The following is a 24,808-nucleotide window of genomic DNA, read 5'->3' as shown; positions in this document are numbered from 1 at the left end:
TCTGCCGTCTTCTCACGAGCGTTGTTTTTGTAGACGAATAACGATTATTTATCGTATGCTGACAATGTTTGAGCTTGCCGGGCCTTTCCCGCCAGCGTCGCGCGTACAGGGGTGAGCGGAGGACATGGGCATCTACTTCGACAACGGGAGCACGACCTTCCCCAAGCCGCCCTGCGTGGCCCAGGCGGTGTACGACTACCTCGTCCACGTGGGCACCAACGTGGGACGAGGGGCCTACCGGGACGCCTATGGCACCGAGCAGGTCGTCTTCGAGACGCGCGAGCGCCTCTGTGGGCTCTTCGGCGGCCCGGACTGCGCCGACGTGGTCTTCTCGAAGAACGTGACCGAGTCCCTCAACGTCCTGCTCAAGGGCTACCTGCGACCCGGGGACCACGTGATCGTCTCCTCCATGGAGCACAACGCCGTCATGCGCCCCCTGCGCCAGCTGGAGCGCCAGGGCGTGAGCTTCACCCGCGCCCGCTGCGACGGGGAGGGCGCGCTCGACCTGGACGCGCTTGAGTCCTGCCTCACCCCCGCCACCTGCGCCCTGGTCATGACGCACGCGAGCAACGTCTGCGGCACCGTCATGCCCGCGTGCGAGCTGGGCACCTTCTGCAGGGAGCACGGCATCCGCTTCTTCCTCGACAGCGCGCAGACCGCGGGCGTGCTCCCCATAGACATGGGCGAGCTGCACGCGGACGCCGTGGCCTTCACCGGCCACAAGGGCCTCATGGGTCCCCAGGGCATAGGCGGGCTCGTGCTGGCCGAGGGGCTGGGCCTGGAGCTCGAGCCCCTCGTCTCTGGCGGCACGGGGAGCGTCAGCCACAGCGAGGGGCTCCCGGGCTTCCTGCCCGACCGCCTGGAGGCGGGCACCCAGAACCTGCCGGGCATCTTTGGCCTGCATGCCGCCCTGGGCTGGATCGCAAAGACGGGCATCGACGCCATCCATCGGCACGAGATGGCGCTCGCAACTCGCTTCATGGAGGGGCTGGCCCCCCTGGAGGAGAGGGGCGTCGCAAGGCTGGTCGGAAGGCGTGGCAGCGAGGGACGCACCGCCGTCGTGTCCATCCAGACGCCTGGCGACGACGAGGCGACCGTCGCAAAAAAGTTGGACTCCGACTATGGAATCATGGTCCGCGTGGGGCTACACTGCGCCCCGTCCGCGCACAAGACATTGGGGACCTACCCCAGCGGCACCATTCGCTTCTCGTTCGGCTACTTCAACACGGCCGAAGAGGTGGATGCCGCGCTAGAGGCGCTTCGAGAAATCTTGTAGCTGACATACGAACCCGGTGAATCTCAGGCCCTCGGGCCTAGGTGACGCATAGCCATACAGAGCGTTCGAGGAGAGGAGCTTCATCATGGCTACGAACGTCAGGATCGACGTGCGGGAGGTGAGCCCCCACGAGGTCCAGCGCCTGGCGGAGGGCTACTACAAGGGCGGCTACTTCTGCGACGAGGCAGTCATGTGCGCCATTCGCGACTGCTTCAGGCTCGACGTGTCCGAGCAGGTCATCGCCATGGTCTCGGGCATGTCGGTGGGCGTGGGCAAGTCCGGCTGCATGTGCGGGGCGGCCAACGGGGGCGTTGCCGCCCTCGGCCTGCTCTATGGGCGCACCGAGCAGAACGGCCCGCAGGACCCCAAGGTCGTCAGGTGCATGGGCCTCACCCACGAGCTCCACGACTGGTTCCGCGACAACAACGGCAAGCACGCCCTCTGCTGCCGCGTGCTCACCCGCGAGTTCGACATGGGCCAGGGCGCCCACAAGGAGCAGTGCATCTACTTCACCGGCCTCTGTGCCTGGAAGGTCGCCAGCATCGTCTGTCGCGAGGAGGGCGTGACCAACCTCGACGGCGAGGGCAGCGAGCCCCTCGAGCGCCTGAGGATCGAGGACGTCGTCGCGGTCAAGAGGGAGGCCTCCGTTGCTTAGAAGAGTCCCCCTGTCGCTCGCCGGCGTGATGCTGGGCCTGGTTGGCCTGGGAAACCTGCTCCAGAGCTATGGCGACCCCATCCGCATGGTCTGTGGGATCCTCGCCACCGTGATGGGAATCGTCCTGGTGGCAAAGGTCGCGCTGTATCCCGAGGACTTCAGGCGTGACATGGCCAACCCCATGCTCGCCAGCATCGCGGGCACCTTCCCCATGGCACTCCTGCTGCTCGCGGGCTACGCCAAGCCGGTGCTCGAGCCCCTGGGCTACCTCCTCTGGTACCTGGGCCTCGCCCTGCACCTGGCGCTCATCGTGTGGTTCACCGCCCGCTACGTGCTGCACTTCCAGCTGAAGCAGGTCTTCCCCAGCTGGCACATCGTCTATGTGGGCATCGTCGCGGCGTCGATCACTGCCCCCGCCATGGGCAGGGCCGACGTGGGGACGGTTGCATTCTGGTTCGGCGTCGTCACCTTCGTGCTCGTCTCCGTCGCGGTGGCGCTGCGCTACCTTCGCGTGGGGGAGCCGCCGGTCCCCGCCCGTCCGGTGCTGTGCATCTGCACGGCCCCCGCGAGCCTCTGCGTCGTGGGCTACGTGCAGTCCGTTACTCCCAAGAGCGTGGGCTTCCTCGTCCTCATGGAGGTCGTTGCCAGCGTCATCTTCCTAGGCGTGCTCACCCAGCTGCCCCGCCTGCTCGCGGCGAGGAAGTTCGCCCCCAGCTTCGCGGCATACACCTTCCCCCTCGTCATCACGGCGACGGCCCTGAAGCAGACCATGGTCTGCCTGGCCAAGCTCGGCTCGCCCGCGCCCTGGCTGCAGCTGCCCGTCCTGGTCGAGACCGTCATCGCCACGCTGCTCCTCGTCTACGCACTTGTGCGCTACCTCATGTTCGTCTTCGCGGCGGACGAGGCAGGGGACGGCGAGGGACAGAAGGAGGCCCCGGCGAAGGCCTAGGTGCGGTGCAGCATCGCCGCCGCAGGCGTTCGGCCGGGACGGCCCGCAGCGGATGGTCCTCTCACCTAGACCATGATGCGGTGCAGGGAGCTGGGGCTGAGTCCCAGCTCCCGCATCTCGTCCATGACCAGTGCCTCGTCGGCGGGGTCCGCCTTCCAGACCATGCCACAGCCGGCGGATATCTGGGGCGGCATGGGGATGAGCCTGCCCGGCACGCCGTCGCGCCTGCAGGCGGCCTCCATCGCCATCGCGTCGGTCGTGCGGTCGAACGCTACTATGAGGGTATCCCTGGGAGCGGAGAGGGGCATGTCGTTCCTTCCTGTGCCGGCCTGGGGTGAGGTTCCGTGGACGGGTGCCCCAGGGGCACCGTGGTCCAGGACATTCTACGCGCGGGAGCCCTTGGCGGCGGACATGCCGCCCCACGCACGAGACGGGGAGGAGGCGGCCATGACGGCAAAGAAGGTCCAGCTCACCAAGATGACCAAGGCGGCTGGTTGAGCGGCCAAGATGGCACCTGGTGCCCTCGCTCAGGTTCTGAGCGACCTACCCAACACGTTCAACCCACGGCTGCTCATCGGCTTTGACAGCTCGGACGACGCCTGCGTGTACAAGGTGAGCGACGACACGGCGCTCATCAGCACCGTGGACTTCTTCCCGCCCATGGTCGACGACCCCTACCTCTTCGGCCAGATCGCCGCCGCGAACGCGCTCTCGGACGTCTATGCCATGGGGGGCACGCCCACCCTGGCCATGAACCTGCTCTGCTTCCCCAACTGCCTCGACGTGAGCGTCGCGGAGGAGATCCTGAGGGGCGGGGCGGACAAGGCCAAGGAGGCGGGCTGCACCATCGCGGGCGGCCACACCATCACGGACGACGAGCCCAAGTACGGCATGTGCGTCATGGGCTTCGCGCGTCCCGACGAGGTGCTGGCCAACGGCGGCGCGCGCCCGGGCGATGCCCTCGTGCTCACCAAGCGCGTGGGCTCGGGGCTCCTCAACACGGCCGTCAAGGGCGAGCTGCTCGAGCAGTCCGAGCTCGGCGAGCTATACCAGGAGATGAGCACCCTCAACAAGTACGCGGCCGAGGTCGCGCGCGACTTCGACGTGCACGGCTGCACCGACGTGACGGGCTTCGGCCTGGCGGGCCACCTCTGCGAGATGGCCGAGGGCGCGGGCGTCACGGCGCGCCTGAGCTACTCGGCGGTCCCGCTCTTCGACAGCGCGGCCGACATGGCTCGCATGGGCATAGTCCCCGGCGGGGCCTACCGCAACGAGGACTACTTCAGGGACCGCGTGAAGGTGGACGAGGGACTTGCCGAGGAGGTTCCCGAGGTCGTCTTCGACCCGCAGTCCTCCGGCGGCCTGATGTTCGCCTTGCCGCCCGAGCAGGCTGACGAGCTGGTGGCGCGCATCCGCGCGACCGGCGTCTCGGCGGCACGCGTGGGAGAGTTCGTGGCCCGCGGCGAGGGGGAGCCCTTCGTCAGGGTCGTCGCGTAGCCGTCACAATCGACTGGGACGGAGGTCCCAAGAAGGGAAGCATCACATGAGCCAGGAAGCCATAGAGGTCAACGCCATCGGCGACGCCTGCCCCATCCCCGTGGTCAAGACCATGAAGGCCGTGGCCGCAGCGGCCGAGGGCGCGACCGTCGTGACCTCCGTCGACAACCTCACCTCCGTCAAGAACCTCCAGAAGTTCGCGAGCGAGAAGGGCCTCGCGTCCTCGGTCGAGGACAAGGGCGACGGCAGCTGGCAGGTGAGCATCCAGGTTGGCGCGGGAGCCGCCGAGGCCGCCAAGGAGACCGACCCCGCGGACTACGCCTGCTGCGTGCCCGGCAACGGCGTGGTCGTGGCCATCACGGCCGACCACATGGGCGAGGGCTCCGACGAGCTGGGCCGCACCCTCATGAAGGGCTTCATCTACGCCCTCACCCAGCAGGAGGTCCTCCCCAAGTGCGTCCTGTTCTACAACGGCGGCGTCAGGCTGACCACCGAGGGCTCCGACTCCATCGAGGACATCAAGGCCCTCGTGGACGCCGGCGTCGAGGTCCTGAGCTGCGGCACCTGCCTCAACTTCTACGGCCTGGCCGAGAAGCTCCAGGTGGGCGAGGTCACCAACATGTACGTCATCGCCCAGCGCCAGATGGAGGCCTCGCACGTCGTGAGGCCTTAGGCGCCCGTCGGCAACGCACGAGCCGTCGCCCCGCTCGCGGTCCATCCGGGGGCGGGGCGACCCGTATGAGGAGGAAGCCGTGATCTACCTGGACAACGCCGCCACCACCATGCGCAAGCCCCAGGTCGTGGTGGATGCCGTGGTCGAGGCCCTGCAGAGCATGGGCAACGCATCTCGCGGCACGAGCGAGGCCTCGCTCGTTGCCACGAGGGCGGACTACGTGGCGCGCGAGCGCCTGGCCAGGCTCTTCGGCTGCCCATGGGCCGACCACGTGGCCTTCTGCTCCAACTCCACCGAAGCCCTCAACCTTGCCCTCATGGGCCTGGTGCGTCCCGGAGACCACGTGGTGAGCACCGACCTCGAGCACAACTCCGTGCTGAGGCCCCTCTACCGCCTGCGCGACGAGCGCGGGGTGCGCCTGGATTTCGCCGGGGCGGACGGGCAGGGACGGCTCGACTACGAGGCCCTCGAGCGTCTGGTGGTCGACGGAACTCGCCTCGTCGCCGTGACGCACGGCTCCAACGTCACGGGCAACATGGTGGACGTCAGGCGCGTGGCCGACGTGGTCTGCTTCACCGGGCACAAGGGGCTCATGGGACCCCAGGGCACGGGCGGCCTCTGCCTCGCGGAGGGCGTCGACATGGCTCCCCTCAAGGTGGGCGGGACGGGCGTCAAGTCCTTCCTCGAGACGCAGCCCGACGAGTACCCCACCCGCCTGGAGGCTGGCACGCTCAACAACCACGGCATCGCGGGCCTCTCCGCCGCCCTGGGATGGCTGGAGGAGCTTGGCGTGGAGGCTGTCCGCGCGCGCGAGGACCTGCTGATGCGCCGCTTCTGGGACGGCGTCCGCTCCGTGGACGGCGTCCGCGTCTACGGGGACTTCGACCAGGCCGAGCGCTGCGCCATCGTCGCCCTCAACGTCCGCGACTACAGCTCCTCCGCCGTCTCGGACGAGCTCTCGCAGCGCTGGGGCATCGCCACCAGGCCGGGGGCGCACTGTGCCCCGCGCATGCACCGGGCCCTCGGAACCGTCGAGCAGGGCGTAGTCCGCTTCAGCTTCTCGTACTTCAACACGGAGGACGAGGTGGACGTCGCCATCGCTGCGGTGAGGGAGCTCGCTGCGTAGGTTCTGGCGCCCCTCTCACTTGGTCGTTCAGAACTCGCCCCAGGTGACAGAAAGTCGTCATCTGGGGCGAGTTGTGTACGGGTTGCACCCCGCATGGGTCCGCTGGCGAGAGGACCTTCTCCAAAATCGCCCTTGACTTTCTCTGCTCATACTGTATATGTTGTATATATACAGTATGAGCAGAGAGGAGACGGGATGGAGGTCGTGCTCTCCAACTCCTCGGGGACACCCATCTACGAGCAGATAGCCACGCAGGTCAGGTCCCAGATCGTCCAGGGCTCGCTCGAGCCGGGAGAGGCTCTGCCCTCCATACGCAACCTGGCAACCAGCCTCAGGATCAGTGCCATCACGACCAAGCGCGCCTACGCGGAGCTGGAGGCCCAGGGCCTTGTGGAGACCGTGCCCGGCAAGGGGTGCTTCGTCGCGGGCGTGGATCCCGAGCTGCTGCGCGAGGAGCGCCTGAGGTCCGTCGAGGAGGCGCTTGCCCTCGCCGCCGCACGGGCGCGCGAGGCGGGAATCGGGTCGGACGAGCTGCACGAGATGCTCGACCTCGTGCTGGAGGAGGGTGGTCGCTGATGTCTGGACACATGGGACGCAAGCTGGCGCTGGGCACCCTGGACCTGAGCGGGGAACCCTCGGACCTCAGGGTGAGGGGGCTCTGCAAGTCCTACGAGGGCTTCGAGCTGAGGGACATCGACCTCGACCTGCCTCGCGGGTCGGTGATGGGCCTGGTGGGGCAGAATGGTGCGGGCAAGACCACCATCATGCGCGCGATCACGGGGGGCCTCGCCCCCGATGCAGGTGAGGTGGAGCTCTTCGGGCATCCCGTTTCGCAGATGGGTCCCGGCGAGCTTCGCGAGGCGAAGGGGGCGATCGGCTATGTGAGCTCGACCTGCCCCTATCCGGGCGAGCTCAGCGTGGCACAGGTGGCGACCATGCACGCCCTCGCCTACGAGCGCTTCGACTGGAGGCTCTTCCAGGAGCTGTCCGAGCGCATGGGGCTCCTGCCGCACGATGAGCGCCCGCACCGCTCGCACGCGGCCCGCAAGCGCGTGCGCGAGCTCTCGCGCGGCATGGGCATGAAGCTGCAGCTGGCCTGCGCCCTCGCCACGGGGGCGCGCGTCCTGGTCCTGGACGAGCCAACGGCGGGGCTCGACCCCATCGTGCGCGAGGAGGTCCTGGGCATCCTGCGAGAGTGGATGGAGCCGGGAGACCGCTCCGCGCTGATCTCGAGCCACATCACGAGTGACCTCGAGCACGTCGCCGACTACCTCCTCATGGTGGACGACGGAAGGGTCGTGTTCCAGTGCGAGAGGGACCTCGTGAACGACGTGATGGGAATCGCCCGCCTGAGGGAGGCGGAGCTGGAGCGCGTGCGCGCGGACGGTCTCCTCAAGGGCGCCGGCGCCCGCGTGTTGAGGCGCGACCTGTCCTATGACCTGCTGGTTCCCGACCGCGCGGAGTTCCTGCGCGCCTACCCGCTGCTCGCCTGCGACGCGGCGGATATCGACGAGCTCATGCTGCTCGTCGTCAGGGGGGAGGAGTTCTGATGGCATCCCTGCTGTACGTGGATTTCTGCATCATGGCGCGGAGGCTTCGCCAGATGCTGTGGGTGACGGCGGTGGTCGTCTTCGTCCCGTTCCTGATCAGCTACGTCTCGGGCAGGGAGACGTCAATCTCTCTCGACCAGATCGTCACCTTCCCCATCATCGCGCTCTGCATCGCGATGTACTTTGCCCTCGGCTGGGCCTTCGGCGCCGACGAGGCGAGCGGCTGGGAGCAGGGCAGGCTGGCGCTCCCCGTCACGAGGCGGGACGTCGTGCGCTCGCGCTACCTCTTCCTGCCCCTCTTCGGCCTGGTCGTGCTGCTCTTCGTCGCCCTTCTGGCACTGCTCTGCGCCAGACTGCTCCCCCTGCTCATGCCGCAGGTCTCGGGAGAGCTCGGCCTCGGGAGCCTCCTCGGCTTCCTGCTGCTCGCATACCTGGTGCTGCACCTGCTCTTCAGCCTGCAGCTGCCCTTCCTCTTTGCCTGGGGGACTGCCAGGGCGAGGGCGATTGTCGTCCTGCCCTGCCTGGTTCCCTCACTCCTGGCCTTGCTTCCGAATGAGACGCTGCAGAGCATGGGAGCGGGGCTGACGGGGATCGTCGGCGCTCTCGGATGGTGGCTCGCCCCCATCGGCGTCCTTGCCTGCGTCGTGGTCTACCTGCTCTCCATGCAGATTTCCTGCAGGCTCTACCAGGGGAGGGAGCTGTAGGGGAGGGGCTTGGACGGGCCGGCTGGGATAACCTCCCAAGGCCGCGCTCGAATGTCCTCGCAACGGTTCCCTTAGCAAGCGAGCGGGCCTGCCGGAAAGCCGGCAGGCCCGCTCGTGCTGTTGGTTCTTCGAAGCCGCGTAGCGTTTCGGAATGGCTACAAGAGGCACCGCCTACGCGCGCACATGATACCTTTTCAAAAACAAATTGAAAGGATTCGGCATGGCAAAGAGGGCCCACCTAGCATGTGGAAGCGATTCGGACGCTCTGGGGGCCCGCGACGGCCTGGTCGTGGGGGTAACGCTCTTCTCGATGTTCTTCGGCGCGGGCAACCTCATCCTGGCACCGCTGCTGGGCCTGCGAGCTGGCGTCCAGACCCCCGAGGCGCTCCTGGGCTTCATCGTCTCGGCCGTGGGGCTGCCCGTCCTCACCATCGCCGCCATCGCGCTCTCGGGCACCGTGGGCAAGCTGGGAGATCGCATCCACCCCGTCTTCTCCAAGGTCTTCGCGGCGGCGGCCTACCTGGCCATCGGGCCCTTCCTGGCCATCCCTCGCACGGCTACGACCTCGTTCGAGATGGTGAGGCCGCTGCTCCCGGAGGACGTGTCTCCCGCCGCGGCGCTCGTCGCCTTCTCGCTCGTCTTCTTCGTCGTGGCGTACTTCCTCGCCATGCACCCCAACCGCCTTACCGAGCTCATGGGCAAGATATCCGGCCCCACGCTCATCGTACTCGTGGTGCTGCTCGTGGCGTCCACCCTCGTGTCGCCTCCGGGCACCCCCGCCACCGTCGCCAGCGCACCCTACGACGAGGCCGCGGGCGTCGCCGGCTTCGTCTATGGCTACCAGACCATGGACGTGCTCGCCGCCCTTGCCTTCGGCTACGTCATCGCCATGAACGTGAGGGAACTCGGCGTCCAGAGTCCCGCGGGCATCGCTCGACAGGTGGTGCGCTCGGGCGTCATTGCGGGCGTTTGCATGGCCGCGATCTACTGCGGCTTCGGCTACCTCGGAGCGGTCATGGGCTCCGCGCTTCCCAATGCGGCAAACGGCGCCGAGGTCATAGCCGGCGCGGCGGCCATCGAGTTCGGGTCGGCGGGGAGCGTGCTCGTGGCGGCGATCTTCCTCGTTGCCTGCCTCAATGTGTGCATCGGGCTCATCTGCTCCATCAGCGAGTACTTCTCGGTCGAGTATGAGCTCATGCCCTACGAGCGCTGGGCGCTGGTCATCGCCGTGCTCTCTTGCCTGCTCGCGAATGTGGGGCTCACTACCATCCTGGAGTACTCGGTGCCCCTGCTCTCTGCCCTGTACCCCATCGCCATCGTGCTCATGGTCATGGGCCTTGCCCAGCGGGGGAGCGGTGAGGGGGGTAGGCTGGCATGGAGGCTCTGCGTCGCCTTCTGCGGCGTGGATAGTGTCATCGTGGCGCTGCGTGACGGCTTCGCGAAGGGCTTGGCGCTTCCGCTCGACCTCCTGCCCCTGGCCGGTCTGGGGATGGGATGGATACTGCCGGCGATTTTGGGCTTCGTTGTCGGCCTCCTCGCAGAGCGCCTGTTCCGCCGCGCCTAGGCTCACGGGGCTCGTGGACGGGATTTGCGTTTGTGTCGACTTTGAACCCCTGTAGGTTCTTTGTCTGGACGGAAAACGCGTTTGTGTAAAGAAAAAGTTGTGTTGTAGTCGCTAGGATCGCTGCATAACCTACACAAACGCGTTTTCCGTCCATTTTTGGTCTGAATTCATCTCCGAATCCAGCACTATCGAACTTTTCGTCCACGCCGTTCGGCGGATTGGGGATCTGACGATCTCAGCCTTCTCTGAAATGATTCCTCAGTGGAGGAGGACGCTATGAACTACCACAAGAGTCAAAGTCCCTTTCTCCTGTTCCCATCGCCAGAGGCGAGGAAGCGGGAGTTTGAGTGGGCCGAAGCGCATGGCTTTGCCATAGCTGTCGGGATGTCGTCAGAGTGAACCCAGAGGCGGAATTCCATGGTTGCTTCGACAGCGAATTGGTTGCCTACATCAAAACACGGTTCAAGGGCTGCGAACTCGCAATAACTGCCTGGTATAAAAATTTTGTCTGGACGGGACGCATCGACTACTCAGGCGCTTGCTTCGCCTTTGGGATAGATGCTGACCTTTTCCTCCCGAGTCTGGCCATGAGCTTGTTAGGAAGCGTGTTAGAAGACAGGGATGTCGACTGGTGGCTGGGCGAATGCGCTAGGCTGCATGCCTCCATGCCGCAATGAACTGCTCGTAGTGCCTGCCGAGCAGTTCGTCAGAAGGTCGGAGGTCCGGGTCCTTGGGCACTGCAATAGGCGTCCCGGCATACCTTTCGTATATTGAGCCCTTGATCGATTCCGCAAGACGTAGCACATGGGTCTCGGGCTCGATGGCAACGAGGTTCGCGTCGTACAGCAGGTGTATGTCTGCCCGAAGTAGGATTCCGTTCTGGACAATCTGGGAGCGACGTCCCCTATAAGGATCAATATGGGCAGCTTGCAGAGCATCCACGACGTTCGTGTCCGAGACCGCGCAGGTGCCTTCGTAGGCTGCCATGAGGTCCTGCCTAAACTTGGACTGTCTTTCCCTCTGAAGGGTCCTTACGTAACGCCTGGCCTCGGGGCTCCTCTCGTCGTTTATGTCCGAGATCCCAAGGTTCTTGGCACGCCTGGCCTGCTCATCGGTCAGTGAGTCAGTGGGGAACTCGAGGAAGGATCCCCTAAGTTCGGTCATTGCGTTCACGGGACCATGCAGTGTGAAGGTTCCGGTCTCAGCGTTGTACTGCTCGACGAAAGCAAGGCCCAGCACGTTGTAGCCACCGTGCCTCTTGTCCCTCACCATGACGCCGACGGGGACTCCGTCCTCGAGGTTGCGCATCAGGTACTCGTTTGACCTGTCTGTGTTCCGCTTGCCTTCCGACGTCGCATGCTCTTGGTAGTCAAGAGTCCAGGTTCCATCCTCTGGCCTAAGGATCACGTCCTTGTCCGCATAGTATCGCTGTCCCTCCGAGTGGACTGAAAGCGCGTACGTGGGCCTTCCGGCCCCCTTCGAAGGGAGCTGCTCGTAGCTCGGATGGTGGATGCCCCTCTCGGAGGCCAGCTTTACCGTCACGTCCTCCGGAGCGTCGCTTCCCATGGGCAGACGTGGAATCGACTTGCCCTCATGTCTCTGAAACCAGTCATAGGCAGCGGCAAACTCGGGAGGTGTGACGGAAAGTGCCCGTTTGAGCGAAAGGATGTTGATCGTGCATTCGATGATGATGTCAGACACGATCCGCCTCCTTACAGCTCAGGTGCACTGAGGTCATGGTACAGCCATTACTCTCCTGCAACACAGCCCCTCGGTGATTGGTACATCACTGCCAAGTTGGACTGCCCTCCAAGTGCATATCACGCTCGCATATGGGAACAACTAACCCTGTAGCCAACCAGGGAGGCAGCGCCATGGCGCAGGTCAAGATCAAGCGCGTGTACGAGGACGCAAGCGACGAGGACGGCTTCAGGGTTCTGGTCGACCGCCTCTGGCCGCGCGGCATGAGCAAGGAACGCCTGCACCCCGACCTCTGGGCCAAGGGACTCGCACCCTCCAACGAGGCGCGCAAGGAGTTCGCTCACAAGGCGGAGAACTTCCAGAGCTTCCGCGCCCGCTACCTCATGGAGCTCGACCAGAGCGACGAGGCCTCGAGCCTGGCGGCGGAACTTCTCTCGCATGACGTCGTCACGCTGCTCTATGCCGCCAAGGACCCCCAGGTGAACCATGCCGTGATACTGAGGGACTGGTTGCTTTCCCAGGCGCGGGCGTCATAGGCGCCTCCCACCGTAGCCATACGCAAGGCTTGCCCGTGGACCGCTGCGGGCAGGAACAAGCAAAACGGGACGCGCGAACCCCGCTCCGCTGCCCGCGCGCCTACAGCACGAAGAGCATGACGGAGAGCGCCATGCACGCGGCGCCCGCCAGGACGAAGAGGTGCCAGACGAAGTGCAGGTAGGGCACGCCCTTCGCCACGTAGAAGCCCGTGCCCAGCGTGTAGCAGACGCCTCCGGCCACCAGCAGCGCGAAGCCCGGCGTGGGCAGCAGCGCCATGAGCTGGGGGAGCCTGAAGACCACGAGCCAGCCCATGGCCAGGTACACCAGGGCGGACATCCACTTGGGCTGCCTCTCCTTGAGGAAGCACTCCGCCACGATTCCCAGGATCGCCACGCCCCACACCACCGAGAAGAGCACCAGCCCTCCCTCGTCGCGGAGTGTCACCAGCGCGTATGGCGCGTAGCTGCCGGCGATGAGCACGTAGATGGCCGCATGGTCCATGACGCGGAAGACGCGCTTGGCCCTCTCGGGCGCGAGCGCGTGATAGAGGGTGGAGAAGAGGAACTCCAGGAAGAGCGAGATCCCGAAGACTATCGCCGCGGCGAGCCGGAACCCGCCCCCATGGCTCACCGCCACCACGATCATGATGACCAGTGCGGCGATGGAGAGCAGCGCGGCCACTCCGTGAGAGATCGAGTTGGCGACCTCCTCGCCCAGACTGTACTGACGCGCCACGCCCCGCGCGCCCTGCCTTGTGTTCTTTGCCATGTTCCGACCTCCCATGCCTCGATCGATCTCTGGGTCCCTGCCACTAGGATGCGCCCACCCGGAGGAGTTTGTCCTCTATTACACCCAGTTGATACAATCTGTTGGTCAGAAAGACGCAAGAAGGGCCCTCGTCTTGTCCACTCCAACGCTCGCTGCAGGCTTCGCCATCCTCGTCGCCTCCGCCCTGCTCGCGATGGTCGCGCCCGAGCTCCCCTGGAACGACCTCCCGGGGCGGATGGAGCCGCGCTACCTCCTCCTCGAGCTCGCGCGCGCCCTCCGAGACCTGGCCCAGATCCAGTACCGCCACCTTGTGGAGAAGGTGCAGTAGCCATGTGCCAGGGGAGAGAGGCGCTCGCATCCGACGCCCGGGTGACCTGCCACCTGCTGGACCTCGAGGGCCTCTGCGCCCTGGGGGAGCCCGCCGAGCTCGCGGTCGCGCTCGAGGGGCGTGCCATGCCGCGCTACCTGGACGTGGCGCGTCGCGCCAAACATCCCGGCGTGAGGGCGGAGGCACTGGGCACGGGGCTCATCCTGGCGGGCTGCCTGGGGCTTCGTCGCGACGCGGACCTCGACGTCGGGCCCCAGGGCAAGCCGGAGCCCTCCTCGGGCGCGTGGCACCTGGGCATATCGCACACCCATAGGCTCGCGGCGGCATGCTCCTCTCCCACGGTCGTGGGGCTGGACGTGGCGGAGCTGCCAGACGAGGTGGACCGCCTCATGGTCATGACTCTGGGGCGAGCGGGGCAGAGGCTCGCCCCAGGGCTCGCTGACGACCCTGCAAGGGTCACGCCCGAGGCGTTCGCTCGCCTATGGACGAGGGTCGAGGCGACGCTCAAGGCCGAGGGGACGGGCTTTGCCGCCGACCTCAGGGAGCACCAAGACTGGTTCGGGCGCTGGGGCTTCTGCTGGACGACCGGGCTGGGGCACGTCGTCTGCGCGGCCACGAGGGAGGGGCTCCCCCTCGAGCTCAGGGTCCACGAGCCGCGCGAGCTCTTGGAGGCGGTACTTGAATCGGTTAACCGGGGGGAAACCTGCCTGCCCTAGGATGCTGCGCCAGTAAGAGCGCCCTTCGTCTTTTGGCCGCAGGAGGAGACATGGCAGAGAAGCAGGTCCACCGCATCGCCCTCATTCCCGGGGACGGCATCGGTCCCGAGGTCGTCGCGGAGGCGGAGGGGTTGCTGCGGGCCATCGCCGCGGCAGACGGCGGCTTCTGCTTCGACTTCACGAGCTTCCCCTGGGGCTGCGAGTACTACCTCAGGGAGGGGCGGATGATGCCGGAGGACGGCATCGACCAGCTCAGGGGCTTCGACGCCATCCTCCTGGGCGCCGTGGGCTTCCCCGGCGTGCCCGACCACGTGTCGCTGCGGGACCTCCTGCTCAGGATCCGTCACGACTTCGACGAGTACGTCAACGTGCGCCCCGTGCGCCTGCTCAGGGGGGCGCCCTGTCCCCTCAAGGGCGTCGAGCCCGGGCAGATCGACATGACCTTCATACGCGAGAACAGCGAGGGCGAGTACGCGGGGTCGGGGTCCTGGCTGTATCCGGACACGCCGCGCGAGGTCGTGATCCAGGACGGGGTCTTCTCCCGCCATGGCACCGAGCGCATCATGCGCTACGCCTTCGAGCTCGCGCGCCGCGAGCACAAGAGCCTCACGAGCATAAGCAAGGGCAACGCCCTCAACTACTCCATGGTGTTCTGGGACCAGGTCTTCGACGAGATCTCGAGGGAGTACCCGGAGGTGGAGACCCACAGCTACCTGGTGGACGCCGCGGCCATGCTCATGGTGAGGGACCCCGGCCGCTTCCAGGTCGTGGTCGCGTCCAACCTCTTCGGCGACATCCTGACCGACCTCGGGGCTGCCATCAGCGGCGGCATGGGGCTTGCCGCCGGTGCCAACCTCAACCCCGAGTGCGAGTTCCCCTCGATGTTCGAGCCCATCCACGGCTCCGCGCCCGACATCGCGGGCAAGGGCATCGCGAACCCCCTCGCCACGATCTGGTCCGCGGCGCAGATGCTCGAGCACCTGGGGCAGGGGGAGTGGGCGGCTCGCGTCGTGGATGCAATCGAGCGCGTGCTGCAGGCGGGCGACGACCTCACGCCCGACCTGGGCGGGAGCGCCTCCACGAGCGAGCTTGGGGAGCGTGTGGTGCGGGAGCTGCTGGACGTCTAGCCCCTGGGGGCATGGGGTAGTATGAGGGTCGTTCAATGCGATTCCGGGCGAGGGCCCGGAGCATCGGAGGCACTCGGTTGGGAAAGACCAAGGACAAGATCGAGACCCGCGTGAAGAGCCAGGCGGACCACGACGCCGCCATGGCACAGGCCCATGGCACCGCCACCGCTCCCGTGGGCAGCCCCCAGAACCCGTCCAACGCGATCCTCACCGTGGCAAACGTGATCACTGCCTGCCGCTTCGTGCTCACCATCGTCTTCCTGTGGATGTTCGTCTCGGACATGAACCGCTACGTCGCCCTGGCGTTCTATGCGGTCGCCGCGGTGACGGACTTCCTGGACGGGCAGGTGGCGCGCCGCACCCAGACCGTCAGCTGGGTGGGCAAGGTCATGGACCCCATCATGGACCGCGTGCTGCTCTTCACGGGCGTCCTGGGGCTCATCATCACCGGCGAGCTCCCCGTGTGGGTGGCCTGCTTCGTTATCGGCCGCGACGTCTACCTCTTCCTGGGCGGGCTGCGACTGCAGCACTACCGCCGCCGTCCGGTGGACGTGGTCTTCGTGGGCAAGGCGGCGACGGCGCTCCTCATGTTCGGCTTCTGCGACCTCCTGCTGGGGCTCCCCGTTGTCCGCGGCCTCGGCATGACGAGCCTCCCCTGGCTTCCCGGCCTCAACCACGACCCTGCCTGCCTGGGCATCTTCTTCGTGTACGCGGGGCTCCTCTGCTCCCTGCTCGCCGTCCTCGAGTACACCAGGACCGGCATCGCCATCAGGCGAGATGCCCTTGCGTCCAGGGCGGAGGACGGCGAGGGCCGATGAGGCCCGCCGGCATCTGGGGCACGTTCGGACGGGGGACATCCCGCATCGTCCTTGGCGCGTCCCTCGCCCTCGTTCTCGCGGTCCTGTGCTTCCTGGCCCTGCCTGCCCCCGCGTTCGCGGTCGAGCCCCCCAGGCTCAGCGAGGCCAGGAGCTACGAGGTCATGGACCAGAACGGCAACGTCCTCTTCGCCCAGGACGCCCAAGAGCACATGGCAATGGCGTCCATCACCAAGGTTATGACGGCCATGGTGGCCCTCGACTCGGGCAGGTCGCTCGACGGCGCCTGTACGGTCGTCGAGGGCAGCTACGAGGAGGGTGCCCAGCTCACGGGGTGGAAGCAGGGAGATGCCCCCACCCTGCGCGACCTGATGATGACCATGCTCGTCTATTCCGGCAACGACTCGGCGGATGACGTGGCCATCAACGTCGCGGGCAGCACGGACGCCTTCGTGGGGCTCATGAACCAGAAGGCCGCCGAGCTGGGCATGGGGGACACGCACTTCGCCAACCCGCACGGGCTCGAGCAGGACGGGCACTACTCCTGCGCCCACGACCTCGTGGTGATGGGCCGCTACGCGCTCGAGCACTACCCCTTCATAGCGCGGGCCGTCATGACGCGCAGCTACAGCTGCGTGGTGGCGGGCCAGGAGCGCAGCTTCGCCTCCACTGACGACCTCATGGAGAGCTACGGGGGCCTCTGCGGCATCAAGACCGGCGCCGTGGAGGCGGGGACCACCTTCCTGGGCTCGTCGCGCCGCCACGGCCTGCAGCTCTTCAGCTGCGTCCTGGGCTGCCAGACGCACGAGGGCCGCTTCACGGACACGGCCGCCCTCATGGACTGGGCCTACGACGAGTACCTGGGCCAGGTCCACCTGGCGCGCAGCAGCTGGCCCATCAGGGTGGCCGGCTGGTCCTTGGGCTTCTGGGGCAGGGTCGTGGTGACTCCCGAGTGGAGCGTGGGCGGCCGCTGCTACCGCGGCCAGGACGTCTCGTACTCCACGACGCTGAGGGGGGAGGGCGAGCTCAGCGACCTGGGCGGGGCCTTCGGCTACTCGTCCTGGACGCAGGGCGGCCGCAGCGTCGCCCTGAGCTGCCTTCGTGCCAGCGCACGCCCCCTGCGCGTCCCCGCCTTCGCACCCTTCGAACTGCCCCTCTTCTTCGACGTGACCCAACTCATGGGCGCGTAGTCTGGATGTGACCGCATGATGCGAAGCGAGCTGCATGACGAGCACCTGGTGCTGGGCGCCGACTTCCCCGAGGGGGGCGGCGTGCTCGTGGGACCCTCCTCGTACGCCGTCGAGGGCGCGGACGACCCCTTCCGCGGGGGCTGCGGGCTCTGCGACCTCTCGGGGACGTTGGTCCTTCTGGCCTCCGGCGCCCCTGCCGTCCCCTGGGCCCAGGCGGCGTTCGCGGGCGAGCGCCTTGCGGTGGGGGAGTGCTCCTTCCAGCCGGCGCTCCTGGGCGACGGCTCCCTGGCCTCGATACCCCTCCTGGGGCGCACCGGTGACGACGAGTACGCGATCTGGGACCTGAGCCCGCGCTCCCAGACCCTGAGCGCCTGGCTCTCGTTCCTGGCCAACGTGGAGCAGGGCGGCTTCAGGCCCTACGAGGGGCTGGGGACGGAGGACGTCACGGAGCGCCTTGTCCCGCTCGCGCTCTGGGGGGAGTCGGCGGAGGCCGTCCTCCGTGACTACCTGTCCGGCGAGGGCGCGCTTCCCGCGGCCGGCCGGATGGGGGAGCTCCTGTTGGACGGCAGGATCGGCTGCCTCGCCGCCCGCCTGCCACTCGACGGGGAGGACTGCTTCCTCCTCATGGTGCCCCCCGCGCTCGTGTGCAGGCTCTGGAGGAGCCTCCTCTCGTTCGGCTCCGTGACGCCGGTGGGGCATGCCCGCGTCGTCTCCCGCCTGGGGGAGCTGCTTCCCTGGTCGAGGTGGCTTTCGCAGACGGACCGCGTCGCCCCCACGGAGGGCGAGCTCGAGGGGCAGGGCCTCCTGCGCGCGTCGGGCGACTTCGTTGGTGCGCGCGGGCTTCGTTCGTAGACAATCGTTTTGGGACCCCGGGAGAGCGCCTGGGGGCACGGGAGGGAGAGCTGCCATGGGCTACGACTTCAAGACCCACATGAGCAGGGAGAACACAGGATCGGCGAAGTGGGACGCCATGTACAGGCGCAACCCCCGCGTGGGGCACGAGATCGTGCCCCTCTCCGTCGCGGACATGGAGCTGCCCAACCCGCCCGAGGTGATCGAGGCGCTGAGGTCGTACCTGGACGACGCCATCCTGGGCTACACCGACCCCACGGACGCCTTCTATGACGCCTGCATCGGCTGGCAGACGCGCCGCCACGGCTGGACGCCCGCCAAGGCCTGGCTCGTCACCTCCCCGGGCGTGGTCCCGGCGATCTACAACGCCGTGAGCTCGCTCACGGAGGAGGGCGACGGCGTCATCATCCAGCCGCCCGTGTACTACCCCTTCCGCATGGCGGTCGAGCGGGCAGGGCGCACCCTCGTGACCAACCCCCTGCGCCGCGTCGAGCTCGAGGACGGCGGCCACGCCTACGAGATGGACTTCGAGGACCTCGCCCAGAAGGCGGCGGACCCCAGGAACCGCATGCTCGTGCTCTGCAGCCCGCACAACCCGGTGGGCCGCGTCTGGAGGGCAGACGAGCTCAGGCGCCTCCTTGACATCTGCGTGCAGAACGACGTCATCGTGGTGAGCGACGAGATCCACGACGACCTCGTGATGCCCGGGCACGCCCACACGACCATCATGCGCGTGGCGGAGGCGGGGGAGTACGACCACATCCTGGTCTGCACCGCCCCCTCGAAGACCTTCAACCTCGCCGGCTGCCAGGCCTCCGCGATCTACGTCCCCGACGAGGCCCTGCGCGAGCGCTTCGAGGCGGGCTTCGCCAAGGTGGCGCTCCGGGAGCTCAACGCCTTCGCCTACGTGGCCACGCAGGCGGCCTACACCCGCTGCGACGCGTGGCTCGAACAGCTCATCGAGCTCGTGTGGTCCAACTACCGGATGCTCAGGGGCTTCCTTGCCGCCTACCTGCCCGAGGTCGAGCTCTACCCGCTGGAGGGGACCTACCTCGCATGGCTCGACTTCGGCTCCTGGGGGCTCTCGAAGGAGGAGCTCGAGGCCTTCATGTGCGAGGAGGCGCTGCTCTTCCCCGACGACGGCTCGATGTTCGGCCCCGAGGGCGACTGCTTCGAGCGCCTCAACCTCGCCTGCCCCACCGACGTGCTGGAGGCCGCCCTCGAGCGGCTCGTGCACGCCGCCCGCGAGCGCAGGCTGGGCGCCTTCTCGGGGGGAGACGAGCGATGAAGTACTCCGTCCACGCACCGGGCGTGCCCGACGCGGCCGGCCCCTACTCCCAGGGGACCACGGCGGGGCGCCTCGTCTTCGCCGCAGGACAGGTCGCTGTCGACCCCGACGACCCCACGCGCATCGTGGAAGGCGGTGCCGCCGCCGAGGCCGAGAGGATCATCGCCCTGGTGGCGTCGCTCCTCTCCGAGTGCGACTGCACCCTCTCCGACGTCGCCCAGACCACGCTCTACCTGACGGACCTGGACGACCTCCCCGCGGTCGACGAGGTGTACGGGCGCTACTTCGTGACGCCCGCCCCCGCCCGCTCCGTCGTCGAGGTCGCCCGCCTGCCCCTGGGCGCGCTCGTCGAGATGGACTGCGTCGCCTGCAGGTAGCCCAGGCGCAAGCGCTATGATGGTCTACGTACACTCCACATCGAGGGGAGCCGCCTTGACGTCCACAAACAACAGCCCCGAGATGGGCGCGACCGAGATCTTCCGCATGCCTTCCTCCGACTCCACCTCGCCCGACCTCATGGACCAGGCGAGGCCGTCGAGTCCCACGCTCTCAATCGTGAAGGGGCCCCAGACTGGTTCCGTCTTCGAGCTGAGCGAGGACGAGATTAGCATCGGCCGTGACCCCAACAGCTCCGTCTTCCTCAACGACATGACGGTGTCGCGCCGCCATGCGCGCATCGACCTCAGCGGACTCGCCTCCGGATTCGCCACCATCGAGGACCTGGGCTCGCTCAACGGCAGCTGGGTGGATGGCGCCATCGTCAACCGCGCCATGCTCAAGGACGGCTCCACGATTCAGATCGGCACCTTCCGCATGGTGTTCCACACCAACCAGAAGCCGGCCAGGATCGAGACCGGGAACTAGGCCATGCCCGACGCCGGATACCTGACGATCGGCAAGGTCGTTCGCAAGCTGCAGGCGCAGTACCCCGACCTCTCCATCTCGAAGGTGCGCTACCTCGAGGACGAGGGGCTGCTCGACCCGTCGCGCACGCCCTCGGGCTACCGCCTGTACTCGCAGCATGACGTGCATCGCCTCGAGACCATCCTCTACCTCCAGAAGACCCGCTTCCTGCCCCTCTCCGTGATCAAGGAGCGGCTCGAGGGCAACGGCTCCGGGCCGGTGGGGGAGCAGGACGAGGCATTGGGGCTCCCCAGCTCGCTGCGTCTTCCCAACGAGGACGAGGAGCTTGCGAAGAAGCTCCACCCCATCGACCGCATGCCCGAGGTGCTGGGCATGTCGGTGAGCTTCGTGCGCCAGCTCTCGGACGCGGGCCTCATCGCGCTCAAGAGGTCGCCGCACGGCCGCGACCTGGTGGACGGGAAGGACTTCCCGCTCATCAGGGCCTGCGACGAGCTGCGCCACTTCGGCATCGGCCCCAAGAACCTGAGGCAGTACGTCACGGCCGCCAATCGCGAGAGCGCCATGTTCGAGCAGGCGCTCATCGTGTTCGCCCGCAAGGGCGGAGGGGTCCAGATGGAACTCACCAGCGAGAGCCGCCAGCAGTTCGAGCAGGCGTTCCGCCAGATGCTGAGCCTCACCGGCAACGTGCGGGAGGCGCTCATCCGCAGGCAGGTCTCGCAGACCTTCAGCCAGATGGAGGACAGACAGGACTAGCGCGTCGCCCACCAGGACGACCAAGACGAGAGGAACAGACGTGTCCGACCGCAAGCTCGAAAGCTACATCGTCGACATCCCCGACTACCCCGAGCCGGGCGTGATCTTCAAGGACATCACCCCGCTCCTGGCGGACCCCGAGGGGCTGGCGTCGGCCGTTGACCAGATCGCAGAGCACTACGAGGGCGCCGGCATCACCAAGGTCGTGGGCGCCGAGGCCCGCGGCTTCCTCATCGGCGCCCCCGTCGCCTACAAGCTCGGCGCCGGGTTCGTCCCAGCCCGCAAGCCTGGCAAGCTCCCCCGTGCCGTCTACTCCGAGACCTACTCCCTCGAGTACGGCACCGACGAGCTGCAGATACACAAGGACAGCGTCCGCGACGGCGACAAGGTCCTCATCGTGGACGACCTGGTTGCCACGGGCGGCACCGCCGTCGCCACCGCGCGACTGGTCAAGAAGGCGGGGGCCGAGGTCGTGGGCTTCTCCTTCATCCTCGAGCTTGCCTTCCTGGACCCCCGCAAGACCATCGCCGAGTCCTTCGACCAGGAGGTGTTCACCCTCGTCCAGGTGAAGTAGGTACGGACCTCCCGTCCGCTTTTGCAGGGGTTTCAGGCCGGTGGCCGTTCTGTGGAATGGCGGTCGGCCCCTTGCCGGAATCATAGAATTGACGGGACTAGCCTACGAAAGGAAACGCTCATGCCCAAGAGCCCATTGGCTCGTTCCTTCGGACGCAGGGCCGCCACGGCTGGCCTGGCCGCAGTCCTGGCCACTGCCGGGCTGCTCCCCACCATGGCCCTCGCCGATCCGCAGGCCGACCTGGCCCAGGCGTCCGCGACCATATCGTCCCTCAGCTCGGAGGCGTCCTCGCTGGAGCAGAGCCTGCAGAGCCAGACCGCTGAGCTCGAGCAGACCCGCTACCAGATCGGCCAGAAGCAGAGCCAGATCGAAGAGACCCAGCAGCAGCTCCAGACTGCCAAGGGCGAGCTGGGCACCACGGTGCGAAGCTCGTACAAGAACGGCTCCGTCTCGCTGCTCCAGATAGCGCTGGGCTCCAACAGCATCAGCGACTTCGTCCAGAACATCTACTATGCCGGCAAGGTGAGCTCGGCGCAGGCCCAGAGCATCGCCCGCGTCAACGACCTCCAGGGCCAGCTCAAGGGCGAGGAGGAGGAGCTCGAGAGCCGCCAGCAGGGGCAGCAGGCCGCAGTCGACAGCCTCAACTCCCAGGTTGCCGAGTACAACTCCAAGCTCGAGCAGACGCGCTCGTACTACAACAGCCTGAGCGCCGAGGTCCAGGAGCAGCTCGCGGCCCAGGCCGCGGCCGAGCAGCAGCAGGCCCAGGAGAGCGGGGGGCAGGCCTCTGCCGTGAGTCAGGTCATCAGCGAGGCGCACGACGGCGGCACATCGTCTGAGGCGACCCAGGCGGCGGAGACGCCCGCCCAGGCCGAGCAGCAGGATGACGCCCCCTCCCAGGGTCAGGCTCAGAGCCCGTCCCAGGACGAGACACCCCAGCAGCAGCCCCAGACCCGGCAGGCGACCCAGGAGGAGCCAAGCACCTCGAAGAGCGGCGGCGCCTCGGGCGGCGGCCTCTCCACGGCCTACTCCATGATCGGCGTGCCCTATGAGTGGGGTGGCGCATCCGCCAGCGGCGTGGACTGCTCCGGCTTGGTCTGCTACAGCTACGGCTACGCCCGCGGCCGCACCACCTACGACATGATCGACTCGCTCAAGTCCACGGGAGACTGGAAGACCAGCATGGACGAGCTCCAGGTGGGCGACCTCGTCTTCCCGAGTGACGGTCACGTGGGCATCTACATCGGCGGCGGCCAGATGATCCATGCGCCGTATCCCGGCCGCACGGTGTGCATCGCCAGCGTGTACAGCTTCATCGGCGGCGGCAGCTACTAGCAGCCGGCAGCCCTTTGGGACTCGACGACGGGCGGGGGCGGACCAGACGGTTCGTCCCCGCCCGTGGCATGCGTATGATGTTGGGTCGTCCGGTCTTTGGGCAGTTGGTCTTATCTCGACGATTGGCACGGGGCCGTCGCGGCGGCCAGCAGGGGAGGTCACGCGCAGGTGTTCGCAGACACGATGCAGGGGGAGGTCAGGAGGCGCTTCTCGCGTCGCTTCCAGATAGACATGGTCTGGGAGGGCGCGCTGGTGGGAATAGCGGGCGGGGGAGTGGTGACCCTCTACCGCATGGCGCTCACGAGGGCGGAGCACATCCTGAGGGGGCTCCTGCCCACCTTCTTCTCCTCCGGCCTCGGGCTGCTGGGATTCGCCGCCCTCGTGCTCGCCTGCTGCCTCGTCGTCGCCGCGCTCGTTCGCTGGGAGCCCTACACCTCGGGTTCGGGCATCCCGCAGACGGACGCCGAGGTCATGGGCCGCATGGACATGCCCTGGCACCGCGTCCTCCTCGCGAAGTTCAGCGAGGGCGTGCTCTGCGCCCTCGCCGGCCTCTCGATGGGCAGGGAGGGTCCCAGCGTGCAGCTGGGGAGCATGGGCGGCAAGGCCGTCTCGCGCCTGCTCAGGAGGAACAGGGGAGAGGAGCGCCTCCTTGTCACCTGCGGGGCCGCCGCGGGCATGTCCGCCGCCTTCAACGCGCCGCTCACGGGCGTGCTCTTTGCCATAGAGGAGATCCACAAGGAGTTCGCGCCGTCGCTCATCGTGTCCGTCATGGCGAGCGCCGTGGCGTCGGACTTCCTCGTGTCACAGGTCCTGGGCGTGCAGCCCGTGCTCAAGCTCGCCTTCATCAAGGACATCCCGCACGACTACTACCTCTATGTCGTTGCCCTGGGCGTGCTCTGCGGGCTCGCGGGTGCCGTCCACAATCGCGGCATGTTCGCATGTACCGAACGCCTGTTCGCTAAGATGGGGGAGTTGCCCCTGCAGCTCAGGCTCGCGATTCCCTTCGCGCTGGCCATTCCCGTCGCCTACGCCATGCCCGAGCTGCTCTGTGGCGGCGACGCCATCGTGGAGCTTCTCTCGGCCCCCGCGGCCGTGCCCCTGGGGACCTTGGCCCTGCTGCTCCTGGGAAAGTACCTCTACACGACGGTCTGCTTCGGGGCGGGGACGCCCGGGGGCACGCTGTTCCCGCTCTGCGTCATGGGGATGCTCTGCGGAGCCGTCTTCGCAGCCTGCCTGACCCGCGTCACGGGCGTCCAGTCGCTCTTCATGGCCAACTTCATGGCCTTGGGCATCGCAGGGCTCTTCGCGTCGGTCGTGAGGGCCCCCGTGACGGCCGTGGTGCTCGCCTTCGAGCTCACGGGCAGCATGGACGCGCTGCTCTCGGTCTCCATCGTCTCCATCGTCTCGTACGTCGTCGCCAACCTCACCAAGACGGACCCGTTCTACGAGAGGCTGCTCTCCAGGCTTCTCGATCTGACGCCCGTCGACCCCTCCGCCAACGGCGAGCCAGGCGAGAAGGTCCTCCACACCTATACCGTGGGTGCGGGCAGCAAGCTCGAGGGTCGCACCCTCAGCGAGGTGGGCTGGCCCGACGACTCGCGCATCGTCACGGTGTCCCGCGCGGGAGTGGACATCGTTCCCAGCGGAGAGACCGTCCTCGAGGCCCTGGACGAGATCCTCGTGATCATGAACACCGACACCGAGGCCGAGACACAGGAGCTGATCCTGGACTACTGCCGCAGCTCGCTCGCCACGGGCAAGATTCCGCGCATCGGCTAGCTGCCTGCAGGGCTTGGCCCGGAGTCACTCTGCCCATGCGAGCCCAACGGCGAGCCCCAATCTTGCGATCGTGGACAGAATCGACGCGGGATGGGCGGAAAACTGTCCACGATGGCATAGTCGGGCCAGCGGACAGCCGGACTTGTCGCCGTCGGCACGTCAGAGGTGAGGCAGGGGCCGTCGCCAAGAG

28 protein-coding genes are annotated in these 24,808 nt (G+C 67.1%); 24 read left to right on the top strand and 4 right to left on the bottom strand.

Annotation, left to right across the window (positions count from 1 at the left end; translation table 11 throughout):
• Nucleotides 1-124: 124 nt before the first annotated feature.
• The 3 genes from Q5923_RS00890 (at nucleotide 125) to Q5923_RS00880 (ending at nucleotide 2,880) form a co-directional block, all read left to right on the top strand.
• Nucleotides 125-1,276 carry an aminotransferase class V-fold PLP-dependent enzyme gene (locus Q5923_RS00890; protein WP_303131502.1) on the top strand — a complete coding sequence of 384 codons (1,152 nt, stop codon included), beginning with the start codon at nucleotides 125-127 and terminating at the stop codon, nucleotides 1,274-1,276.
• A gap of 85 nt (nucleotides 1,277-1,361) precedes the next feature.
• Complete coding sequence (locus tag Q5923_RS00885) at nucleotides 1,362-1,931, top strand: C-GCAxxG-C-C family protein (RefSeq protein WP_303131500.1); 570 nt, start codon at nucleotides 1,362-1,364, stop codon at nucleotides 1,929-1,931.
• Complete coding sequence (locus Q5923_RS00880) at nucleotides 1,924-2,880, top strand: TDT family transporter (protein ID WP_303131498.1); 957 nt, start codon at nucleotides 1,924-1,926, stop codon at nucleotides 2,878-2,880. Before Q5923_RS00885 ends, Q5923_RS00880 begins: the two co-directional genes overlap by 8 nt.
• A 65-nt stretch (nucleotides 2,881-2,945) precedes the next feature.
• On the opposite strand, the gene Q5923_RS00875 is transcribed toward Q5923_RS00880, so the two are convergent.
• Together Q5923_RS00875 and Q5923_RS00870 are read right to left on the bottom strand one after the other, a co-directional pair.
• Nucleotides 2,946-3,188 (bottom strand): DUF3343 domain-containing protein, encoded by a 243-nt coding sequence (locus Q5923_RS00875; protein ID WP_062531112.1) that lies wholly within the window; start codon nucleotides 3,186-3,188, stop codon nucleotides 2,946-2,948.
• Between the two features lie 75 nt (nucleotides 3,189-3,263).
• Nucleotides 3,264-3,386 carry a hypothetical protein gene (locus tag Q5923_RS00870; RefSeq protein WP_303131763.1) on the bottom strand — a complete coding sequence of 41 codons (123 nt, stop codon included), beginning with the start codon at nucleotides 3,384-3,386 and terminating at the stop codon, nucleotides 3,264-3,266.
• On the opposite strand from Q5923_RS00870, the gene selD reads away from it, so the two are divergent.
• The 7 genes from selD (at nucleotide 3,328) to brnQ (ending at nucleotide 9,994) form a co-directional block, all read left to right on the top strand.
• Nucleotides 3,328-4,377: a selenide, water dikinase SelD gene (gene selD / locus Q5923_RS00865; protein ID WP_303131495.1), complete on the top strand. Its 1,050-nt coding sequence runs from the start codon at nucleotides 3,328-3,330 to the stop codon at nucleotides 4,375-4,377. The two genes, Q5923_RS00870 and selD, sit on opposite strands and share 59 nt — an antisense overlap.
• Before the next feature lie 46 nt (nucleotides 4,378-4,423).
• Nucleotides 4,424-5,050 carry a sulfurtransferase-like selenium metabolism protein YedF gene (gene yedF, locus Q5923_RS00860; protein ID WP_303131493.1) on the top strand — a complete coding sequence of 209 codons (627 nt, stop codon included), beginning with the start codon at nucleotides 4,424-4,426 and terminating at the stop codon, nucleotides 5,048-5,050.
• A gap of 79 nt (nucleotides 5,051-5,129) precedes the next feature.
• Nucleotides 5,130-6,176, top strand: a complete 1,047-nt coding sequence (locus tag Q5923_RS00855) for an aminotransferase class V-fold PLP-dependent enzyme (RefSeq protein WP_303131491.1) — start codon at nucleotides 5,130-5,132, stop codon at nucleotides 6,174-6,176.
• A 195-nt stretch (nucleotides 6,177-6,371) separates the two neighbouring features.
• Nucleotides 6,372-6,752, top strand: coding sequence for a GntR family transcriptional regulator (locus Q5923_RS00850; protein ID WP_072499601.1), 381 nt, complete (start codon nucleotides 6,372-6,374; stop codon nucleotides 6,750-6,752).
• Nucleotides 6,752-7,726: an ABC transporter ATP-binding protein gene (locus Q5923_RS00845; protein ID WP_303131490.1), complete on the top strand. Its 975-nt coding sequence runs from the start codon at nucleotides 6,752-6,754 to the stop codon at nucleotides 7,724-7,726. The genes Q5923_RS00850 and Q5923_RS00845 overlap by 1 nt, the downstream gene beginning before the upstream one ends.
• A complete protein-coding gene (locus Q5923_RS00840) occupies nucleotides 7,726-8,430 on the top strand; it encodes an ABC-2 transporter permease (RefSeq protein ID WP_303131488.1) in 705 nt (234 codons plus the stop codon). The genes Q5923_RS00845 and Q5923_RS00840 overlap by 1 nt, the downstream gene beginning before the upstream one ends.
• Nucleotides 8,431-8,650: 220 nt before the next feature.
• On the top strand, nucleotides 8,651-9,994 hold the full coding sequence (gene brnQ, locus Q5923_RS00835; protein ID WP_303131487.1) for a branched-chain amino acid transport system II carrier protein: 1,344 nt from the start codon (nucleotides 8,651-8,653) through the stop codon (nucleotides 9,992-9,994).
• 648 nt (nucleotides 9,995-10,642) lie between these two features.
• Here the strand turns inward: brnQ and Q5923_RS00830 are convergent.
• Entirely contained in the window at nucleotides 10,643-11,695 is a 1,053-nt protein-coding gene (locus Q5923_RS00830) for an HNH endonuclease (RefSeq protein ID WP_303131485.1), read from the bottom strand.
• Nucleotides 11,696-11,868: 173 nt separating this feature from the next.
• On the opposite strand from Q5923_RS00830, the gene Q5923_RS00825 reads away from it, so the two are divergent.
• The gene (locus Q5923_RS00825) at nucleotides 11,869-12,231 is read left to right on the top strand and encodes a DUF488 domain-containing protein (protein ID WP_009279233.1); all 363 of its coding nucleotides are present in this window, start codon (nucleotides 11,869-11,871) and stop codon (nucleotides 12,229-12,231) included.
• Nucleotides 12,232-12,331: 100 nt separating this feature from the next.
• Here the strand turns inward: Q5923_RS00825 and Q5923_RS00820 are convergent, their stop codons facing one another.
• A complete protein-coding gene (locus Q5923_RS00820; protein ID WP_303131482.1) occupies nucleotides 12,332-13,000 on the bottom strand; it encodes a hemolysin III family protein in 669 nt (222 codons plus the stop codon).
• A gap of 133 nt (nucleotides 13,001-13,133) precedes the next feature.
• Between Q5923_RS00820 and Q5923_RS00815 the strand changes: the two genes are divergently transcribed.
• From Q5923_RS00815 to Q5923_RS00755, 13 genes are all read left to right on the top strand, one after another.
• Nucleotides 13,134-13,328 carry a hypothetical protein gene (locus Q5923_RS00815; RefSeq protein WP_072499606.1) on the top strand — a complete coding sequence of 65 codons (195 nt, stop codon included), beginning with the start codon at nucleotides 13,134-13,136 and terminating at the stop codon, nucleotides 13,326-13,328.
• A 2-nt stretch (nucleotides 13,329-13,330) separates the two neighbouring features.
• Nucleotides 13,331-14,044 carry a 4'-phosphopantetheinyl transferase superfamily protein gene (locus Q5923_RS00810; protein WP_303131480.1) on the top strand — a complete coding sequence of 238 codons (714 nt, stop codon included), beginning with the start codon at nucleotides 13,331-13,333 and terminating at the stop codon, nucleotides 14,042-14,044.
• A 50-nt stretch (nucleotides 14,045-14,094) separates the two neighbouring features.
• On the top strand, nucleotides 14,095-15,171 hold the full coding sequence (locus Q5923_RS00805) for a tartrate dehydrogenase (protein ID WP_303131479.1): 1,077 nt from the start codon (nucleotides 14,095-14,097) through the stop codon (nucleotides 15,169-15,171).
• Nucleotides 15,172-15,248: 77 nt separating this feature from the next.
• Nucleotides 15,249-15,989, top strand: a complete 741-nt coding sequence (locus tag Q5923_RS00800) for a CDP-alcohol phosphatidyltransferase family protein (RefSeq protein ID WP_303131477.1) — start codon at nucleotides 15,249-15,251, stop codon at nucleotides 15,987-15,989.
• Nucleotides 15,986-17,176 (top strand): D-alanyl-D-alanine carboxypeptidase family protein, encoded by a 1,191-nt coding sequence (locus Q5923_RS00795; RefSeq protein WP_303131475.1) that lies wholly within the window; start codon nucleotides 15,986-15,988, stop codon nucleotides 17,174-17,176. The genes Q5923_RS00800 and Q5923_RS00795 overlap by 4 nt, the downstream gene beginning before the upstream one ends.
• A gap of 15 nt (nucleotides 17,177-17,191) precedes the next feature.
• The gene (locus Q5923_RS00790) at nucleotides 17,192-18,028 is read left to right on the top strand and encodes a hypothetical protein (RefSeq protein WP_303131473.1); all 837 of its coding nucleotides are present in this window, start codon (nucleotides 17,192-17,194) and stop codon (nucleotides 18,026-18,028) included.
• Nucleotides 18,029-18,083: 55 nt separating this feature from the next.
• Entirely contained in the window at nucleotides 18,084-19,316 is a 1,233-nt protein-coding gene (locus tag Q5923_RS00785) for a MalY/PatB family protein (RefSeq protein WP_303131471.1), read from the top strand.
• Nucleotides 19,313-19,693 (top strand): Rid family detoxifying hydrolase, encoded by a 381-nt coding sequence (locus Q5923_RS00780; RefSeq protein WP_303131469.1) that lies wholly within the window; start codon nucleotides 19,313-19,315, stop codon nucleotides 19,691-19,693. Before Q5923_RS00785 ends, Q5923_RS00780 begins: the two co-directional genes overlap by 4 nt.
• 55 nt (nucleotides 19,694-19,748) lie before the next feature.
• Nucleotides 19,749-20,180, top strand: coding sequence for an FHA domain-containing protein (locus Q5923_RS00775; RefSeq protein ID WP_231782265.1), 432 nt, complete (start codon nucleotides 19,749-19,751; stop codon nucleotides 20,178-20,180).
• Nucleotides 20,181-20,183: 3 nt separating this feature from the next.
• A complete protein-coding gene (locus Q5923_RS00770) occupies nucleotides 20,184-20,933 on the top strand; it encodes a MerR family transcriptional regulator (protein WP_072499613.1) in 750 nt (249 codons plus the stop codon).
• 40 nt (nucleotides 20,934-20,973) lie between these two features.
• On the top strand, nucleotides 20,974-21,507 hold the full coding sequence (locus Q5923_RS00765) for an adenine phosphoribosyltransferase (protein WP_009279245.1): 534 nt from the start codon (nucleotides 20,974-20,976) through the stop codon (nucleotides 21,505-21,507).
• A gap of 120 nt (nucleotides 21,508-21,627) precedes the next feature.
• On the top strand, nucleotides 21,628-22,839 hold the full coding sequence (locus tag Q5923_RS00760) for a C40 family peptidase (protein WP_303131464.1): 1,212 nt from the start codon (nucleotides 21,628-21,630) through the stop codon (nucleotides 22,837-22,839).
• 168 nt (nucleotides 22,840-23,007) lie between these two features.
• Entirely contained in the window at nucleotides 23,008-24,618 is a 1,611-nt protein-coding gene (locus Q5923_RS00755) for a ClC family H(+)/Cl(-) exchange transporter (RefSeq protein WP_303131462.1), read from the top strand.
• Nucleotides 24,619-24,808: the final 190 nt, after the last annotated feature.

Origin of the sequence: uncultured Olsenella sp., from assembly GCF_959602185.1 — a bacterium.
GTDB classification, from domain to species: Bacteria; Actinomycetota; Coriobacteriia; order Coriobacteriales; family Atopobiaceae; genus Olsenella_I; species Olsenella_I phocaeensis.
This window is presented reverse-complemented; position numbering and strand designations above follow the sequence as displayed.